Here is a 17,204-nt window from a genome sequence, read left to right on the forward strand (position 1 = left end):
GCCGATGAACCGAATACGCATGGAAATCGTATCCGCCGGTATACGCCCGAGGCGAGTAATACTTGACGTGCTGACCCGATACGAGGAGGACTCATGCGACGGTTGATCATCGGGGTGGTGGGCGTAGTGCTATGCCTGGTCGGGGCGCTGTGGATCGGTCAGGGCACCGGCAGCGTCCACGGTTCGCCGATGACCGGCCACTCGCAGTGGACATATCTGGGCATCGTGCTGATCGTCGTCGGGATCCTGGGGATCGTCGCGGCCGCCAGGCGGTCCCGTTCCCGCTGACGCTCGTCATCCTGGCAACTTGTAGACCCGCGATGCGGTGCCCGAGAGAACCTGGGCGCGGTCCGCGGGTGACAGGCCCGCCAGGGTGCCGAGGGTTGCCTGCCAGACCTCGCGATACGACGCGGCGGTGAGCGTGAACGGCCAGTCCCCACCGACCATCACGCGATCGGGCCCGAACACCGCCAGCGCGTGATCGACGTATCGCTGCCAGTGGGCGGCGGTGAAGCCGGGCGCGGAAACCGTTGCCAGGCCCGAGATCTTGGCCACCACATTGGGCGCCTGCGCGGCCGCGCCGAGCAGATCCGCCCACGGCTGCCAGTCCCCGGCGGCGACCGGCGGCTTGCCCAGATGGTCGAGAATCACAGTGAGCGTGGGATGTTCGGCCGCGATCACCGGGACCTGTGCCAGCAGTTCGGTGGTCTCGGCGACCGCGTCGAAGCTCAACCCCGCTTCGGCCAGCAGCGCCAGTCCCTCGGAGACCTCCGGGCGCAGCAGCCACGCCGGATCGGGATCGCGGTGGATCATATGCCGCACCCCGACGAACGCGGGCCGGCGCAGCCGCGCGAGTTGGTCGGCGGCGCGGTCCGGTTCGTGCAGCGGCAGCCATCCGACCACCGTGGCCGGGCACGGCGCCGCCGCGGCGGCGTCCAGTAGCGCGTAGCTCTCGGCGATCGAATCCGACGCCTGTACCAGTATCAGCGCGCCGACGCCGTGTTCACCCAGATGCGGTGCGAGGTCGGCGAGGGTGTAGCTTCGATATAAAACATCCGATGTTTCTGTCAGCCAGTCGTACTCGACATGGTATTTTCCACCTTGAATGTCCCAAATATGAACGTGGGCGTCTACAGTCATCGGAGGCATAGGTTCACGTCCTCGAAGGTGAAGGTGCGGATTGTCGGTCACGGACGACGCGATTGCGAAGATCAAGGCGATGATCGTCTCCGGCGATCTGCGCCCGGGCTCCCGGCTGCCCCGCGAGGCCGATCTGGCCGCCGAGCTCGGTGTGTCGCGCAACTCGCTGCGCGAGGCGGTCCGGGCGCTGTCGTTGGTGCGGATTCTGGACGTGCGCCAGGGCGACGGCACATACGTGTCCAGTCTGGAACCGAATTCGCTGCTGGACGCGATGAGCTTCCTGCTCGAATTCCACCAGGACGATTCGGTGCTGGAAATCCTGGGCGTAAGGCGCGTCCTCGAGTCGGAGGCGACTGCCCTTGCGGCCCAACGGATGAGCGAGGCGGAGGTGACTCACCTGCGCACCCTGGTCCAGCCCGAGGGCGCCTCGGTGACGGATCTGGTAGCCCTGGATCTGAACTTCCACGCCGCGATCGCCGCCGCCTCGGGCAATAAAGTACTTGCCTCCCTGCTGGATTCGCTGTCCATGCCGACCACGCGCGCGCGGATCTGGCGGGGCATCACCGAGGAGGGCGCGTTCGAGCGCACGGTCGCCGAACATCGCGGCATCTGCGACGCCATCGCCGCGCGCGATCCGCGGCTCGCGCACGCTCGGGCACTGGCACATGTCGCCGGCGTGATGGAGTGGCTGGAACGGGCTGCGGGATGAGCGTGCGGGGGCGCTGCCTACCACAGCGCCCCTGACTCGAGGTCCGCCCAGAGTCCCTCCGGCACGGTGACATCGAGCATCGCGAGGCTGTCCAGAATCTCGGCGCGGGTGCCCGATCCGAGCACAACAGCGTCGACTGCCGGATGTCGCAGCGGGAATTGCATCGCCGCGGCCCGCAGCGGCACATCGTATGCGGCACATATCTTCTCCATCGCCCGAGCGCGGTCGATCACCCGCGGTTCGGCCGCGACATAGTCGAAGGTGCCCTGCCGCATCGGATCCGCGAGCACGCCGCTGTTGAGCACTCCGGCAACCAGTACCCGGACACCGCGCCGTGCGCATTCGGGCAGGAGTTCGGCCTCGGCGCGGCGGTCCAGCAGTGAATACCGGCCCGCGATGAGGACATGGTCGATCGGGGCCTCGCGGACGAATCGCAGGGCCACCTCGACATGGTTGACGCCCAGCCCGATTCCGGTGGTGAGCCCTTCGTCCCGCATTCGCGCGAGCTCGGGGAGCGCCTCGGACAGGGCCTGCGCCATGTGGTCTTCCGGATCATGGACCAGCAGTTGATCCACTCGGTCCAAGCTGAGCCGGGCCAGCGACTCCTCCACCGAGCGTCGCACGCCTGCGGCCGAATAGTCCCGGCGACGTGAGCGTTTCGGCGCCCCGTAGAAACCCTCCGCGCCTTCTTGTGCGTCCGGGTCGTCATAGAGCAGCCGCCCGACCTTGGTCGACACGGTGAACTCGGCGCGGCCGCGCGTGCGCAGGAACCGGCCGAGGCGTTCCTCGCTGAGCCCGCCGCCATAGTGGGGCGCGGTATCGAAGGCGCGAATCCCGTTGTCCCAAGCCGTGGCCAGCGCCTCGGTGGCCGCGTCGTCGTTCACCGCGCGATACAACCCCGCGTATCCCGCGCCGCCCAGCACCACCACGCTGTCCACAGCGCGCGGCCGCGCCCGCCGAATGCCAGGTTCGGTCGGCTCGGCCGACCGGGTGCGACATTCGGGCGGCCCGCCATTCGTCGTATCGTGTGCGGGGATCATTCGGCGGACTGGTCGGGCTCGAGCTCCCAGACGACCGGCAGCCCGGCCTCGCCGTCCGAATAGTCGTGCGGCACATCGAGGTATCCGCCCATCCGGGCCTGCCAGGCGATGTTCACCGGCAGATCGGCCAACCTCGCCAGCAGCAGATCATAGGAGTCGCAGTCGATGACGTGGAACAGGTCCAGCCCGCTGCGCCAGATGGTCCAGTCGGTGGCGCCCGCCGCGCGGATGGCGGCCGCCAATTCGGCGGGCACTTCTCGGTGAGCGGCCTCGTACTCCTCCTGCGAACCCGGTTTCAGCCTGGTGTGCAACGCGATTCGCATACCGCTCACTCCTGCCGCCGGCCGCTGGCGATGCGGGTGATGACCAGCGCGACCAGGATCAGCGCGCCGTTGATGAACTTCAGCGAGTCGGCGCTGACTCCGCCATAGGACAGCAACTTCTCGATCAGCGTGAGAATCAGGATGCCGAAGAACGCGCCTAGGACCGATCCGCGCCCGCCGTTGAGTGAGACCCCGCCGATCACGCAGGCCGCGAACACGTTGAAGATCATCCCGTCGCCCTGCGCGACCTGCACACTGGCGAACTGGCCGGAGTAGATCAGCCCGCCGATCGCCGCGAGCACACCGGCGATGACCAGGACCGCGATCACCACCCGGTCGGTGCGGATACCCGCGGCGCGCGCGGCGGCCTGGTTGCCGCCGACCGCGTAGAGCGCGCGGCCGGGGGTGGTGTAGTTCAGCACGAGATAGCCGATGACGAACAGGACCAGACAGATCACGATGTTCACCGGAACTCCGGCGACGCGCGAATTCCCCATCCACAGAACCGAATTCGGAATTCTGGTGAGTGTGAAGCCGCCGGTGAGGAAGGTCAGCAGGCCGCGCAGCGCGATCTGCATCGCGAGGGTGACGATGAACCCGTTGAGCCCGAACCGCACGATCAACAGGCCGTTCACCACGCCGACCACGAGCCCGACCACCAGCGCGATCGGAATCGTCATCCACGGCGCGGCCCAGGTGAACGCCCCGACCTTGGCGGTGCCCATGGTGACCCAGATCGCGACGCCCGGCGCCAGCCCGAAGGTCGACTCCAGCGACAGATCCATGTACCCGACAACCAGCACGAGCACCTCGGCCAGCACGAGCAGGGCGATGCCGCTCATGGTGGTGAGCACATTGCTCATATTGGCGCCGGAGATGAAGCTCGTGTTGATGAAGTATCCGACGATCAGCACCAGCACGATCGGCGGCACCAACAGGAAATCGCGCAGCGCGGCCCAGCGCACCGCACCGCGCGCCCGGGGGACCGCGGGCCCTGCGGGGGCCTGTGATCCGGTCGCTGTCTGCGTCATGCTATGTCAATCCTTCCATGGCCGCGACCAGTTCCCGGTCGTCCCAACCCTTTTCGTATTCCGCGCGGACCTCGCCCTGCACCATCACCGATACCCGGTCGCAGTCGCGCAGGTCGTCGAGTTCGTCGGAGACCACCAGAATCGCGGTGCCACGGTCGGCCGCGTCGCGCACCACCGCGAGCAGGGTCTGCTTGGAGCGCACGTCGACGCCCGCCGTGGGGGTGATGAGCACCAGCACCGCGGGATCGGTGGCCAGGGCCCGGGCGAACACCACCTTCTGCTGATTGCCGCCGGACAGTTCGGCCACACCCTGTGCCGGGCCGTCGGTCTTGATGTCCAGATTCCCGATCGCGCCGCGTACCAATCTGTCTCGGGTGCGGCGGGACATCAGTCCCAGCCGGCCCAATCGGCGCGGGACGGTGAGCGTGGCGTTGTCGGCCACGCTCATGCCCGGGACCAGCCCCTCATCGTGCCGGTCCCGGGGCACGAAACCGACCCCGGCGTCCAGGGACGCGCGAACCCCGCCGCGGCGCAGGGGAACTCCGGAGACGATGACAGATCCGGCGTTCGCGCGCCGCAGTCCGACGATCGTCTCGGCCACCTCGACCCGGCCGCTGCTGCCCCCTCCGGCCAGCCCGACCATCTCCCCGGGCCGGACCTGAAGGTCGACGCCGGTGAATTCCCCGGTGCGGGTGAGCTTTTCCAGGCGCAGCGCGGGTTCGGCGGTGGCGTCGTGGCTCTCACGGGGCACGATCTCGGTCAGTTCGGTCGATTCGCCGGTCATGGCGGCGATCAGATCCCGCTTGTCCAGCGCGGCGACCGGGGCGGTGACCACGTGCCGGGCATCGCGGAAAACCGTGACATCCGAGCAGATCTCGTAGGTCTCGTCGAGGTGATGCGAGATGAACAGGAATGTCACCCCCTGATCCTGCAGATCACGAATCCGGGTGAACAGGCGTTTGATCGCCGCGCCGTCCAACTGCGCGGTCGGTTCGTCCAGGATGATGAACCGGGTGCCGTGCGACAGCGACCGCGCGATCTCCACCAACTGCCGGTTCTCCACCGACAGCTCCCGGGCCGGCGTGTTCACGTCCACGGGCACCGACCAGGTCTCCAGGAGTTCCCGGGCGCGGGATTTGACGTTGCGCCAGTGGATTATTCGCCCGCCCTGACCCTGCCGGTTGATGAACAGGTTCTCCGCCACCGACAGGTCCGGGATGATCGTCGAGTGCTGGTACACGCACGCCACCCGCGAACGCCACGCGTCGCGGTCGCCCGGCGCGGGCGCGGGCTGCCCCTGGAATCGCACCCGGCCCTCGTCCGGTGCGGTCAGACCGGTCAGGATCGAGACCAGCGTGGATTTTCCCGCGCCATTGCGGCCGACCAGCGCGTGCGTGCGCCCGGCGGTCACCGCGAGGCCGACCCCGTCCAGGGCGATGGTGCGGCCGAAACGTTTGGTGACGCCGATCGCCTCCGCGATCGGCGGGCCGTTCGAATCCACCGGAGTTTGCGTCACGTCCGACCTGTCCGTCAGTGCCCGTTGGCCCACAGGCTCGGGTCCGTGGTGGCCAGGGTGTCGAGATCGCCGACCTTGCCGCCGGTGTGGGTGACGACCGGAGCGGGCAGCTGATCTTCCAGCTGGCCGTTCACGCCGGTGTCGATGATCGTCGAATTGTGGTCGGTGGGGCCGGGTGCGAACTTCTTGCCCTCGGTCGCGGCCTTGGCGTAATAGATCGCGTACTGCGCGTACAGATCCGCGGGCTGGGAGATCGTCGCGTCGATCTGGCCGTTGTCGATGGCGTTGAACTCCGACTTGACCCCGTCGTTGGACACGATCGTGATGTGGCCCGGCTGACCGGTTTTGACGAGTTTGTTCTCCCGCTGCAGCAGGGCCAGTGTGGATTGCAGGAAGATGCTGGCCTGCATGTAGATCCCGTTGATGTCGGGGTCGGTGAGCAACTTGTCCTGCAGTCCGGAGGCGGACTTGTCGGCCTCCCAGTCGGTGGGGATCGCGATCACCTTGATGCCCGGGTATTTCGACTTCATGCAGTCGGCGAAGGCCTCGGTCCGGTCACGGCCGTTGATGGAGGCCAGATCGCCCTCGAACTCCGCGACTTTACCTGTGCCGTGCAGGGTTTGGCCTAGATACTCGCACGACTTGGTGCCGTACGCCCGGTTGTCCGCGCGCACGACCATATACGCCCCGCCCGCGTCGGGACGGGTGTCGACGCTGACCACCGGGACGTTCTTGGCCGCCGCGGCGGCCAGGGCGGGCTTGACCGCGGCGGTGTCCTGCGGCGCGATGATCAGCGCCTTGACGTTCTTCGCCAGCAGGGTGTCCACATTGGATTTCAGGCGGTTGGAGTCGTTGTCCGAGGAGGTGTTCGCCAATGTCACACCCGCTGCGGCGGCCTTGGGACCCATATACCCGGCATAGGCGCTCCAGAAGTCGGAATCCTCGCGGGGCTGATCGGCGCCGACGAGTACACCGTTGGTCGCGCCGTTGCCGACGTTGACCGCCGAACTGCCGCCGCTGCCGGTGGATTGGCGTGAGCAGCCCGCGGCCGCGGCGACGAGCAGCACGGCCGCCAACGCCGCGCCGATGATCCTGGTGTTCATGAGTTTTCGTGCTCCTTTGCCGAAACTTGGGCTGCTGGTTGTGAGTCGACGTGGCCGTGCCATGCCGTGCCGAAGGGGTAGGAGTACTCCGCGAGCGAGGCGGGCAGCATCTCGGCGCTGAAACCCGGTGTGCGCGGGGCCCGATAGCGCCCGCCGCTGATCCGGACCGGGTCGCGGAAGTGTTCGTGCAGGTGATCGACGTATTCGATGGCGCGCCCGTCCATGACGCCCGAGATGGCGACGTAGTCGATCATCGCCAGATGTTGCACCAGCTCGCACAGCCCGACCCCGCCCGCGTGCGGGATCACCGGGACGCCGAATTTGGCCGCCAGCAACAGGATCGCCAGATTCTCGTTGACCCCGCCGACCCGAGCCGCGTCGATCTGCAGCACATCGACCGCGTCCGCCTGGAGCAGTTGTTTGAACAGGATCCGGTTCTGCCCGTGCTCACCGGTCGAGATACGAACGCCCGCAACGGCCTTGCGGATCGCGGCGTGGCCCAGGATGTCGTCGGGGCTGGTGGGCTCCTCCACCCAGGACAGCCGGGCGGGCGCGAGGCGGGTGATCCACTGGGCCGCCTCGGTCACATCCCAGCGCTGATTGGCGTCCACCGCCAGGCCGATATCCGGGCCGATGGCCGCGCGGGCGATCGTCACCCGGCGCACGTCCTCCTCGACGTCGCGGCCGACCTTGATCTTGATGGTGCGGAATCCGTCGGCGACGGCCTGCCGGGCCAGGCGCGTCAGCTTGGCGTCGGAGTAACCGAGCCAGCCGGGGGAGGTGGTGTAGGCCGGATAACCGGTGGCGAGCAGTTCGGCGGTGCGCTCGGCGCGTCCGGGCGCGGCGCGGTGCAGGATCTCCAGGGCGTCATCGGGGGTGAGCGCGTCGGTGAGATAGCGGAAGTCGACCAGCGCGACGATCTGCTCCGGCGACATCTCCGAAACGAGTTGCCAGACCGGCTTTCCCGCTCGCTTGGCGGCCAGATCCCAGGCCGCGTTGACCACCGCGCCGATGGCCATGTGCATGACCCCCTTTTCCGGTCCCAGCCAACGCAATTGGGAGTCCGCGGTCAGGTCGCGCGCGAATCCGCCCAGATCGCCGAGGATCTCGTCGAGGTTGCGGTCGACGACCAGATGGGTCAGCGCCTCGATGGCCACACGCTGCACGTCGTTGCCGCGGCCGATGGTGAAGGCGAAGCCGTGGCCCGTGAGCCCGTCCGGCGCGTCGGTGCGCAGGATCGCGTAGGCGGCCGAATAATCCGGATCCGGATTCATCGCGTCGGAGCCGTCCAGCTGCTCCGACGTCGGGAACCGGACGTCGAGCGTCTCCAGCGCCGTGAGGTGTGACATAGCGCGATCCTTGCTTCAACAGTGATCTGGCTCACGACTATACATCCGATGTCTTACCATGCAAGGCCTGATCGAAAAATTGCGGATTTCGGCCGGTAGGCGGCGAATATCGCGCAAAGGTGACCGGTCGGTGCTATCTTCGCCAGCGATAAACATCGGATGAGTGATGGGGTCGATATGGTGCAGGGACAGCTCGAGGGGCTGGTGGCGGTGGTCACCGGCGGCGGTTCCGGGATCGGAAAGGCCGTCGCCGCAGCATTTCTCGTCGCGGGTGCGCGGGTGGCGGTGCTGGACCTGAACCCGGGGTCCGAGGGTCTGGCGCTGACGTGCGATGTGTGCGACGACGATTCGGTGCGGGCGGCGATCGAGGCGGTCGTGACCGAATTCGGCCGGCTGGACATCGTGGTGAACAACGCCGGGATCGGTGCGCAGGGCACCGTCGAGGACAACCCCGACGATGAGTGGCGACGCGTGTTCGATGTGAATGTTATGGGAGCCGTGCGTGTTTCGCGCGCGTCGCTGCCGCATCTGCGGCGCTCGCCCGCCGCCGCGATCGTCAACACCTGCTCGATCGCGGCCACCACGGGCCTACCCGCCCGTGCCGCCTACAGTGCCAGCAAGGGCGCGATACTGGCCCTGACCCGGGCGATGGCCGCGGACCATCTGCGTGAGGGCATCCGGGTGAACTGCGTCAATCCGGGCACCGCGGACACGCCATGGGTGCAGCGACTGCTCGCCTCCGCGCCCGATCCGGCCGCCGAACTCGCCGCGCTCAATGCCCGTCAGCCACACGGGCGCCTGGTCACCGCCACCGAGGTCGCCGCGGCAGTGCTGTATCTGGCGAGCCCCGCGGCAGCGTCGACCGCGGGCACCATGCTCGAGGTCGACGGCGGGATGCATTCGCTGCGTCTGCGACCCGCGGAATCCTGAACGGCCCCGGATATCATCCGATGAATCAGCTTCGACGCAGCAGATAGGACGTATCCGCATGAGTGAGCGCCGCGTTCCGAAATGGCATGATCTGGCACCGCTGATGAAGTTCGAGCAACCCTTCGGCGGTCGTGACGCCAGGCTGAAGCGCGCCCAGACCATCTGGGATCTGCGCGAGCTGGCCCGCAAGCGCACGCCCAAGGTGGCCTTCGACTATACCGACGGCGCGGCCGACGCGGAGATCAGCCTGCGGCGGGCGCGCGAGGCATTCGCGGATATCGAATTCCGTCCCGCGATCCTGCGCAATGTCGCGGAAACGAACGCCGCCACAACGGTTCTCGGCAAACAGTCCCGGCTGCCCTTCGGCATCGCGCCCACCGGCTTCACCCGCATGATGCACACCGCCGGGGAGATCGCGGGCGCGCATGCCGCCGAGCGTGCCGGAATCCCGTTCACGCTCTCCACCATGGGCACCACGGCGATCGAAGATGTCGCTGCCGCAACGGGTCCGGATGCGCGCAACTGGTTCCAGCTGTACATGTGGAAGGACCGGGACCGCTCGATGGCCCTGGTCGAGCGTGCCGCGAAGGCCGACTTCGACACCCTCGTGGTGACAGTCGACGTCCCGGTCGCCGGCAACCGTCTGCGCGATGCCCGCAACGGTATGACCATTCCGCCCTCGATCACCCTCGGCGGCGCCGTGGACGCCCTGCGCCGCCCCTGGTGGTGGTGGGACTTCCTGACCACCGAACCGCTGTCCTTCGCCTCCCTGGACCGCTGGTCCGGTACGGTCGCCGACCTGCTCGACGTGATGTTCGATCCCACCGTCGGTTTCGACGACCTGACCTGGATCCGGGAATCCTGGCCCGGCAAGGTCCTGGCGAAAGGCGTGCAGACCGTCGCCGACGCCAAGCGCTTGGCCGACGCGGGAGTGGACGGCATCGTCCTGTCGAATCACGGTGGGCGCCAATTGGATCGGGCGCCGGTTCCGCTGCATCTACTGCCCGAGGTAGTACGCGAGGTCGGCGACGACCTCGAGATCCACCTCGACACCGGTATCACCCACGGCGCGGACATCGTCGCCGCCTTGGCGTTGGGCGCAAGATTCACCCTGGTCGGCCGGGCCTATCTGTACGGCCTGATGGCAGGCGGCGAGGCCGGAGTGGACCGCGCCATCGACATCCTGCGCTCGCAGGTCATCCGGACGATGAAACTGCTGGGCGTGAGGTCGATCGAGGAACTGGAGCCGGACCACGTCCGCTTGCTGGAGGGGCGTCGATAGTTCCCGCCGGACAAGCGGTAACGCACGTTCCCACTGCTGCGAAACCTATTCGACGGTATAGAGATTCCCCGGATAGGCTGCGGCTTTTGGTTGATCCGAGTCAGGGAGGACAGAGGAGCACGATGAGTAAGCGAACAGTGACAGGCCGCCTGCGGGGTTCACGCAGGGGTGGGCTGACCCGCATCGGGGCCGCGGTCGCCGGGACGGTGGCCGCGGCCGCTGCGATCACGATATTCGGTACCCCGGTCGCGAGTGCCGACACGGTAGCCAACCCGTCGAACTACTTGGTAGGCAACACGGTCTACTTCAGCTACATCGGGGCCAACTGCGCCATGCAGTCCAACGGCTGGGTCGGCTGCGATCTGACCGGCCAAACCATGAACTGGGCCGGTCTCCCTGTCACGAATATCTCCATAGACCTGCCCTTCCTGCCCGCCCACCCGGCTTTGGGCCCCCTGGGCACTCACGGCCAAGCCGGCAGCCGCATCCTCGACAACCCGGTCTACGGCACCAACACGACCCTCACATACGGTGGCGCAACCTGCACCACCAGCAACTTCCGTGGTGAGATCTCCTGCACCTCCCAGGGCCACAGCTTCAACTACGGCTTCAGCCAGGGTTACAGCTGACCTTTGTCGATATGGGCATGGCAATCGGGACCGCGCGCACTGCGTGCGGGTCCGGTTTCTTCACGACGCGGCGACCGGCGGTGCGCCGGCCGCCTGCCGGGCCTCCTGCCCGAAGGATCCGAGCGGCATCGAGCCCTCCGGGAGTTGCAGTTCGCCGTTCTCCAGTCGGGTGTGCAGATAACGGAAGATCTGGGCGGTTTGGGCGAAAAGATGCTCTCCGGCGCGCAAGGGCGCGCGTTCGGGACGTCCGGGCGAGCGGAATCGAGGGAGCGGGCGGACTACGGTGTCGTAGTCGACGTTGAAGAACAAAGGGAAGGCGTAGCGTTCCTCTTTCACCTTGCGTACGCGGTGGGTGGTGGCGATGAACTCGCCGTTGGTCCACAGTTCGAGCATGTCGCCGATGTTGACCACGAAGGTGTCCTCGATCGGGGGGACGTCGATCCACTCGCCCGCGCCGTTGAGCACCTCGAGGCCGGGGGCGGTCGGTTTGAGCAGGGTGAAGCATTCGAAGTCGCTGTGTGCGCCGATGCCTATGGCGTCGTCGGCCGCGGGGTTGTACGGGTAGTGGAGCAGCCGTAGTTGGCTGGGGGTTTTGGTGGCGTAACGCAGGAAGACGCCCGGATCCTCGCCGAGGGTTACGGCGAAGGCCCACAGCAGCTCTCGGCCGAGGTTCAGCGCGGCCCGGTAGTAGGCGGTCACCGCCTCGGCGAAGCCGGGGATGCCGGGCCAGACGTTCGGGCCGAGCATGGGGTTGCCCGCCAGATAATCCGGGTCGTCGTCGGGCAGGTCCAGGGCGGTGTCGAAGGCCTCCTTCAGATCCGGGATCGGCCTCTCGAAACCCTCTTCGCCCGTTGGCACATAGCCGCGATGGCAGCGGGACAGGCCGATGTAGCTGCGCATCTTCTCCTCGAGCGGCAGGGCGAAGAATGCTTTCGTCGACCGCAGCATATCGGTGAACAGGAGTGGATCGATACCTGTGCCGCTGACATAGAGGAATCCGACTTCACGTGCGGCGCTGCCGATCTCGTCCGCGACCGCGCGGCGGACCGACTCGTCGGGCGATCGCAGGCCGCTCACGTCGATGACCGGAACCTGGGTGAACGGGGTCGCGTTGTTCATAGCGTTGGAAGTCCTTCCGTATAGGTGGTCAGCCACGTCCGGGTGATCGGCGTGCCGATATCGTCGATATCGTCGGTGTGCAGGACACGACCCGGTGTGTGCCAGCGTGGAGCGAGAGTCCGCCGCTCCCGGTACGGCAGTGTGGAATCGGTGAGCATCCACTCGTCATCGGTCACGTCTCCGAGCGACAGTTCCACGCCCCCCGACGGATCGAACCGTGCCCAGCCGAACATGTCTCCGACCCGCAGCAGCAGCGCGCGTCCCCCTGTGTCGGAGGCCATGTCCAGCGCCCAGCACGCGCCGGGATCGGTATCCCGTGTCCAATGCTCGACATAGTCCGCGTGCACTCCCTTTTCGACCAGGACGTCTGCCGAAAGGCTCATTCGGCCCTCGTCCGGAAACGGTCCGGGCGGGTGTAGCTCGATATGTCGCTGCCAATGGAATACGTCCCCGGACTGTGTGAGCTCACCGGCGAAGCCGTCCTGACGGATCAGCCAATCCTGCTGCTGTGCACCGAGTTCGGCCTTACATCTCACACCGCCGAAATCCGGCCGGGGAGCGGGCCTGCGCAGATCGACGAAGCGCGTGTGCCCCTGCAACCAGCGCACATCGGTTCGTCTGTCGCTGGTTCCGTCGGCCTCGATCAGCAGGGTGCGCCGCCACAGTCCCCGGCACCGCGCCATGGATACGGGCGGTTCGATTACCTTCATCGGCCGAACCGTTCGTGGAAATGCTGTGTCCATTCCGGCCACGCGTGCGGGTCGTGACCGGGGATCAGCGGATAATCGCGTTCGGCGGCAATCTTTTTCAGGCGCCGGATCGGCTCGACGGTCTCGGCCGCCTCGACTCCGACGAATCCGCCGATCGCCAATTCTCGCTCGATATTCTCGGTGAGATCGGCCGCGTCGAAAGCGAATACGAATCCGCCGCCGCCCACCGAGGAGTCCAGCTCCACCATGAAGCTCTGGTGGCCCGGAGTGTGGCCGTAGGTGGGAATCGCGGTGATACCGGGTGCGATCGAGGACTCGCCGTCGGCCAGTCGCCAGTCGATCCGGGGATCGTCGTAATCGATCCGGGCCATCGCATGATGTTCCGGCTCGGGATGATTCGACAGCCCATACTCCACTTCGCGACGTTGCGCGTGCACGGGAACCCGGCCGGCGAACAGCTTGAGCCCGCCGGCGTGGTCGTGGTGCAGATGGCTGACGGCGACCGCGTGCACGTCGTCGACGTCGATTCCGATATCGTGCAGCGACTCCTCGATCGGTTCACCCGGACCCGGCAGCACCGGGATGTATTCCACGCTCGGATAGAACCGTTTGTACAGCGCGGGATCCCGGATCAGGGCGGTGTTGAATCCCGTGTCCAGCAGCACCCAGCCGCCGTCGGTCTGCAACAGCACGCCCGGGGTGGGTTCGCGCAGCCGCTCCTGCGGCGGTGCGCCGTGCACCGAAATGGATTTGGGCAATTCCTCCCAGCCCAGGGTGAGCAGGACGATGCGTCGGACTCCGGTCGTTGTCATCTCAGCCCACCGACAATCCGGCGATCCGCAGCGTGTTCGGGTTGGAGACCACGTGCGACTGCGCGACGCCCTTCAGCCACGGCTGGGCGACCATGAAATCGTTGAGATCGGCCATATTGAGCCAGCATCCGGTGGCCGAGGCATGTTCGCCCGCGGTGGAGAACTCGTCGTCCGCGCCGGTGCCGCGGGCGACCGCCAGCGAGGCCGTCACATCGGGCGAGGAGCAGTTCAGGTAGTTGAGCCCGCCGTCGGGGTCGAAGCTGATATGCGCCCAGGTGTATGGCGACGGCGCGTCCGGCCAGCCCACGTTGACCAGGATCTCCGGCGCGTCGGCGGCTGTGGTGCCGACCCAGCCGTAGATCTGCGAGGTCGGATAGGGCTGCACCTTCACGGTGAGTCCCAGTGCGGCCAGCTGAGTTTGGATCAGATTGCTCACCAGCTGGTTGTCCACGCTGCCCGAGTCGTAGCCGACGGTGATCGTCTTCTGGCCGGCGGGCAGGCTCGAGACCACCTTCGCGAATGCCGAGATGTCGTGGGAAACATTCTGTTTCGCATAGGAGGCGGCGATCATGTTCGGCGGATAGACCTGGGTCGCGACACCGCCGCGACCGAAATAGGTCTGCTGCACGATCTGTTTCACGTCGATGGTCTTCAGCAGCGCCATGCGCGTGGCCTGATCGGTGAACATCCCCTTGTGCGGGTTCACGTACAGGTAGTTCGACATCATCGTGGGCAGTGAGTAATTCGCGAACTTGGAATTGCCGATGTACGACGACACCGCCGAGGACGGCAGATCGTGCATGATCGCGGCGAGCTGACCGTTGTTGAATTGCAACTGCTCGGCGGAGGTATCGGTGATCACCGGAATATCCACACTCGTGAAATACGGTTTGGCGCCCCAATATCCGGCATAGGAGGCCATCGCGTAATGCGAGCCGACGCGGGCGTCGGTCAGCGTGTACGGCCCGGTGCCAAGGTCATGGGTGGTCAGATACGCTTGGTCGTGGTCCGTTCCGGCGTGCGCGGCCAGTCCGGTCGGGCTCATCATGCGCGGACCGTAGGGTGAGGCCAGATAGTCCAGGAATACCGCGTTCGGGGCCTTCAACGTGATGGTGACCGCGTAATCGCCCTGGGTGGTCACCGAATCGACATCCGAAACCATATAGGCCGGACCTTGATCGACCGCAGTACGCCGATCGAACGACGCCTTGATCGCGGCCGAGGTGAACGGGGTGCCGTCGTGGAATGTCACTCCCTGCCGCAGTTGGAAGGTGAACACCCGGTTGTCCGGTGAGGCCGTCCAGGACGTGGCCAGCAGCGGTTGCAGTTGAACCTTGTCGGTCCCCGGGGCGAATTGCAGCAGGCCCTCATAGGTATTGGTGGTCAGCAGCAGCCCCTGGGCGGCGTAGAAGATGTCCGGGTCCGGCGGCTGCCCGGGGTCCTGCAGGAACGACAGGCGCAGAACATGATCGGTGGGTGGTGGATTAGGTGTGTGGTCGGCGGACCCGCCGCACGCGGTGAGGGCGAGCAGAGCCGCGGAAGCGGCCGCACTGACGCCGAAAAGCCTTCGGGTGGAACGGAACATAGGAATTCCTTCGAGGTGACGATGTGGATCAAGGAGTGGGGTAGCCGGGACGGGGAGCTCAGACCGCGACGATGCGGGGATCGGCCGCGGCCTGCAGGAGGTCGACGACGGTGTTGATGACGACGTAGGTGGCGCCCAGCAGCAGGGTGACCCCGGCGATGGCCGGGAAGTCGGCGACCGGGATGCTCTGGGCGATGTACTGTCCGATGCCCGGCCAGCCGAACACCTGCTCGACCACGAGTACTCCCGAGAACATCAGTCCCACTTGCAAACCCGTCATCGACAGCGCCGCGCTGACGCAGTTGCGCAGTACGTGCCGCAGTAAAATCCGGCTCGGCCCGAGGCCCTTGGCCTTTGCCGTGCGCGCGTAATCGCTGTCGATATCGGCGACCAGGCTCGAGCGCAGCACGCGCCCGATGGCCACCGCCGGGCCCAGGGCCACCACGATCGCGGGCAGAATCAGGTGGTGTAGCGCGTCGCCGACCACGTCCGGACGTCCGGCCAGCAGGCCGTCGACCGTCAGCATGCCGGTCGGGCCGGTGGGCGCGTTCGCGATCGAACTCCGCCCGTTGGCCGGAATCCAGCCCAGACGTTGGTAGAACAGGATCAGCCCGCCGATGCCCAGGAGGAACAGTGGAGCCGACGAGCCGACGAACAGCACCGCCCGCACCACACCGGCGCCGGGCCAGCGCAGCGACGTCGCGAAGGCCAGCAGCGCGGCCAGGGCCAGGGCGATAATCAATGCGCAGAGCGCCAATTCGAGCGTCGCGGGCAGGAAGGTCGCCAGATCGGTGCTCACCGGGCGGCGGGTGCGGTAGGACGTGCCGAAGTCACCATGCGCTGCGTTGAGCAGATAATTCCAGAACTGCACGGGCACAGGACGATCCAGGCCCAGTGCGTGCCGGCGCGCGGCGATGTCCGCGCGCGAGGCGTTCCCGCCGAGTTGCGCGTGCACCGGATCCAGCGGCGAAATACGTTGCAGGAAGAACATGATCGCGGTCAGCGTGATGAGGATCGCCACCATGGACACCAGCCGGGTGAGAACGAATCTACGCACGTCATCGGTCCTTGTTCATGAGGTTGCGCAGACAGTCGCCGGCAATGGTGCCGATCAGGGCAAGTACCAGGACCCCGAGGCCCGGCATCACCGGAATCCACCACTGCTGCAGGAAATAACTGAGATTGCGGGCGGCGTCGGCGCCGAGTTCGGGGGCGGGCGCGGGCTGGCCGAGACCCAGGAAAGACAGCGAGGTCAGCGTGAGGATCAGCGTGCCCAGGTCCAGGCTGGCCGCCACCAGTGCGGCGGGTGCGGCGCCGGGGAGAAGATGTCGTGTCGCTATCCGAACCCGTCCGGCCCCCGCGAGTTTCGCCGCTTCGACATGCGGTCGCGCCGCGAGCGCGGTGACCTCGCCACGGACCAGCCGGGCGTAGAACGGCCACCAGACGATGGACACCGCGAGCAGGGTGTGCACGAAACTCGGTCCCAGCGCGGCGACGACGGCGATCGCCAGCACCGGTGCGGGCAATGCGAGGAAGGCGTCGGTGATCCGCATCAAGAGTGTGTCGATCCAACCACCGGCCGTACCCGCGATCGTGCCGACCGTCCCACCGACGAGAAGGCCACTGGCCACCACCGCCAGTGCGGCGAACCAACTGGCCCGCATGCCGTACAGGACGCGCGAGAGCAGGTCCCGACCGATGTTGTCGGTGCCCAGCAGGAACCCACTGGTCCCCGGTGGTCGCAGCGGCATTCCGACGGGGATCAGCGGATCATGTGGTGCGAGAACCGGAGCCGCGATCGCCACCAGCGTCACCACGCCGATCAGCGAGAATCCCAGCCAGTTCAGCGTATTCGGTGAGGTGCGCGGCACCAGAGTGATTCGCGCGCTGCGGATGCGTCCCAGCGCGGGTACGGCGACGGCCATC

The 17,204-nt window shown here is 66.8% G+C and carries 18 protein-coding genes; 5 read left to right on the forward strand and 13 right to left on the reverse strand.

The features are described from left to right. The first annotated feature begins 93 nt into the window (after positions 1–93). On the forward strand, positions 94–288 hold the full coding sequence (locus JZ791_RS21415) for a hypothetical protein (protein ID WP_216896955.1): 195 nt from the start codon (positions 94–96) through the stop codon (positions 286–288). A 6-nt stretch (positions 289–294) separates the two neighbouring features. Here the strand turns inward: JZ791_RS21415 and JZ791_RS21420 are convergent, their stop codons facing one another. Continuing rightward, on the reverse strand, positions 295–1,140 hold the full coding sequence (locus JZ791_RS21420) for an amidohydrolase family protein (RefSeq protein WP_216896956.1): 846 nt from the start codon (positions 1,138–1,140) through the stop codon (positions 295–297). A 40-nt stretch (positions 1,141–1,180) separates the two neighbouring features. Here JZ791_RS21420 and JZ791_RS21425 point away from each other — a divergent pair, with 40 nt between their 5' ends. Beyond that, on the forward strand, positions 1,181–1,849 hold the full coding sequence (locus JZ791_RS21425; RefSeq protein WP_216896957.1) for a FadR/GntR family transcriptional regulator: 669 nt from the start codon (positions 1,181–1,183) through the stop codon (positions 1,847–1,849). Between the two features lie 17 nt (positions 1,850–1,866). On the opposite strand, the gene JZ791_RS21430 is transcribed toward JZ791_RS21425, so the two are convergent. The 6 genes from JZ791_RS21430 to JZ791_RS21455 form a co-directional block, all read right to left on the reverse strand. Further along, positions 1,867–2,787 carry an aldo/keto reductase gene (locus JZ791_RS21430; RefSeq protein WP_308163022.1) on the reverse strand — a complete coding sequence of 307 codons (921 nt, stop codon included), beginning with the start codon at positions 2,785–2,787 and terminating at the stop codon, positions 1,867–1,869. 98 nt (positions 2,788–2,885) lie between these two features. Continuing rightward, positions 2,886–3,212 carry an L-rhamnose mutarotase gene (locus tag JZ791_RS21435; protein ID WP_216896959.1) on the reverse strand — a complete coding sequence of 109 codons (327 nt, stop codon included), beginning with the start codon at positions 3,210–3,212 and terminating at the stop codon, positions 2,886–2,888. A 5-nt stretch (positions 3,213–3,217) separates the two neighbouring features. Next, entirely contained in the window at positions 3,218–4,243 is a 1,026-nt protein-coding gene (locus JZ791_RS21440; RefSeq protein WP_216896960.1) for an ABC transporter permease, read from the reverse strand. Position 4,244: 1 nt separating this feature from the next. Beyond that, a complete protein-coding gene (locus JZ791_RS21445; protein WP_308163023.1) occupies positions 4,245–5,759 on the reverse strand; it encodes a sugar ABC transporter ATP-binding protein in 1,515 nt (504 codons plus the stop codon). A gap of 14 nt (positions 5,760–5,773) precedes the next feature. Further along, positions 5,774–6,862, reverse strand: a complete 1,089-nt coding sequence (locus tag JZ791_RS21450; protein ID WP_216896961.1) for a sugar ABC transporter substrate-binding protein — start codon at positions 6,860–6,862, stop codon at positions 5,774–5,776. Next, the gene (locus tag JZ791_RS21455; protein ID WP_216896962.1) at positions 6,859–8,211 is read right to left on the reverse strand and encodes an L-fuconate dehydratase; all 1,353 of its coding nucleotides are present in this window, start codon (positions 8,209–8,211) and stop codon (positions 6,859–6,861) included. Before JZ791_RS21455 ends, JZ791_RS21450 begins: the two co-directional genes overlap by 4 nt. A 159-nt stretch (positions 8,212–8,370) precedes the next feature. Between JZ791_RS21455 and JZ791_RS21460 the strand changes: the two genes are divergently transcribed. The 3 genes from JZ791_RS21460 to JZ791_RS21470 all read left to right on the forward strand — a co-directional run bounded on the left by JZ791_RS21460 (position 8,371) and on the right by JZ791_RS21470 (position 11,052). Then, a complete protein-coding gene (locus tag JZ791_RS21460) occupies positions 8,371–9,141 on the forward strand; it encodes an SDR family NAD(P)-dependent oxidoreductase (protein WP_254206058.1) in 771 nt (256 codons plus the stop codon). A 58-nt stretch (positions 9,142–9,199) separates the two neighbouring features. Then, positions 9,200–10,423, forward strand: a complete 1,224-nt coding sequence (locus tag JZ791_RS21465; protein WP_216896963.1) for an alpha-hydroxy acid oxidase — start codon at positions 9,200–9,202, stop codon at positions 10,421–10,423. A 122-nt stretch (positions 10,424–10,545) separates the two neighbouring features. After that, the gene (locus JZ791_RS21470) at positions 10,546–11,052 is read left to right on the forward strand and encodes a hypothetical protein (RefSeq protein WP_216896964.1); all 507 of its coding nucleotides are present in this window, start codon (positions 10,546–10,548) and stop codon (positions 11,050–11,052) included. A gap of 60 nt (positions 11,053–11,112) precedes the next feature. Here JZ791_RS21470 and JZ791_RS21475 read toward each other — a convergent pair whose 3' ends face one another. The 6 genes from JZ791_RS21475 to JZ791_RS21500 are packed head-to-tail and all read right to left on the reverse strand — an operon-like array spanning position 11,113 to position 17,203. Further along, on the reverse strand, positions 11,113–12,171 hold the full coding sequence (locus tag JZ791_RS21475; protein WP_216896965.1) for an isopenicillin N synthase family dioxygenase: 1,059 nt from the start codon (positions 12,169–12,171) through the stop codon (positions 11,113–11,115). After that, positions 12,168–12,881, reverse strand: a complete 714-nt coding sequence (locus JZ791_RS21480) for a hypothetical protein (RefSeq protein WP_216896966.1) — start codon at positions 12,879–12,881, stop codon at positions 12,168–12,170. The genes JZ791_RS21475 and JZ791_RS21480 overlap by 4 nt, the downstream gene beginning before the upstream one ends. Next, positions 12,878–13,693: an N-acyl homoserine lactonase family protein gene (locus JZ791_RS21485; protein ID WP_216896967.1), complete on the reverse strand. Its 816-nt coding sequence runs from the start codon at positions 13,691–13,693 to the stop codon at positions 12,878–12,880. The genes JZ791_RS21480 and JZ791_RS21485 overlap by 4 nt, the downstream gene beginning before the upstream one ends. A gap of 1 nt (position 13,694) precedes the next feature. After that, positions 13,695–15,278: an ABC transporter substrate-binding protein gene (locus JZ791_RS21490; RefSeq protein ID WP_216896968.1), complete on the reverse strand. Its 1,584-nt coding sequence runs from the start codon at positions 15,276–15,278 to the stop codon at positions 13,695–13,697. 58 nt (positions 15,279–15,336) lie between these two features. Further along, on the reverse strand, positions 15,337–16,335 hold the full coding sequence (locus JZ791_RS21495; protein ID WP_216896969.1) for an ABC transporter permease: 999 nt from the start codon (positions 16,333–16,335) through the stop codon (positions 15,337–15,339). A gap of 1 nt (position 16,336) precedes the next feature. Then, positions 16,337–17,203: an ABC transporter permease gene (locus tag JZ791_RS21500; protein WP_216896970.1), complete on the reverse strand. Its 867-nt coding sequence runs from the start codon at positions 17,201–17,203 to the stop codon at positions 16,337–16,339. Position 17,204 lies beyond the last annotated feature (1 nt).

The sequence above is a fragment of the Nocardia alni genome, from assembly GCF_019038435.1.
Classification (GTDB): domain Bacteria; phylum Actinomycetota; class Actinomycetes; order Mycobacteriales; family Mycobacteriaceae; genus Nocardia; species Nocardia alni.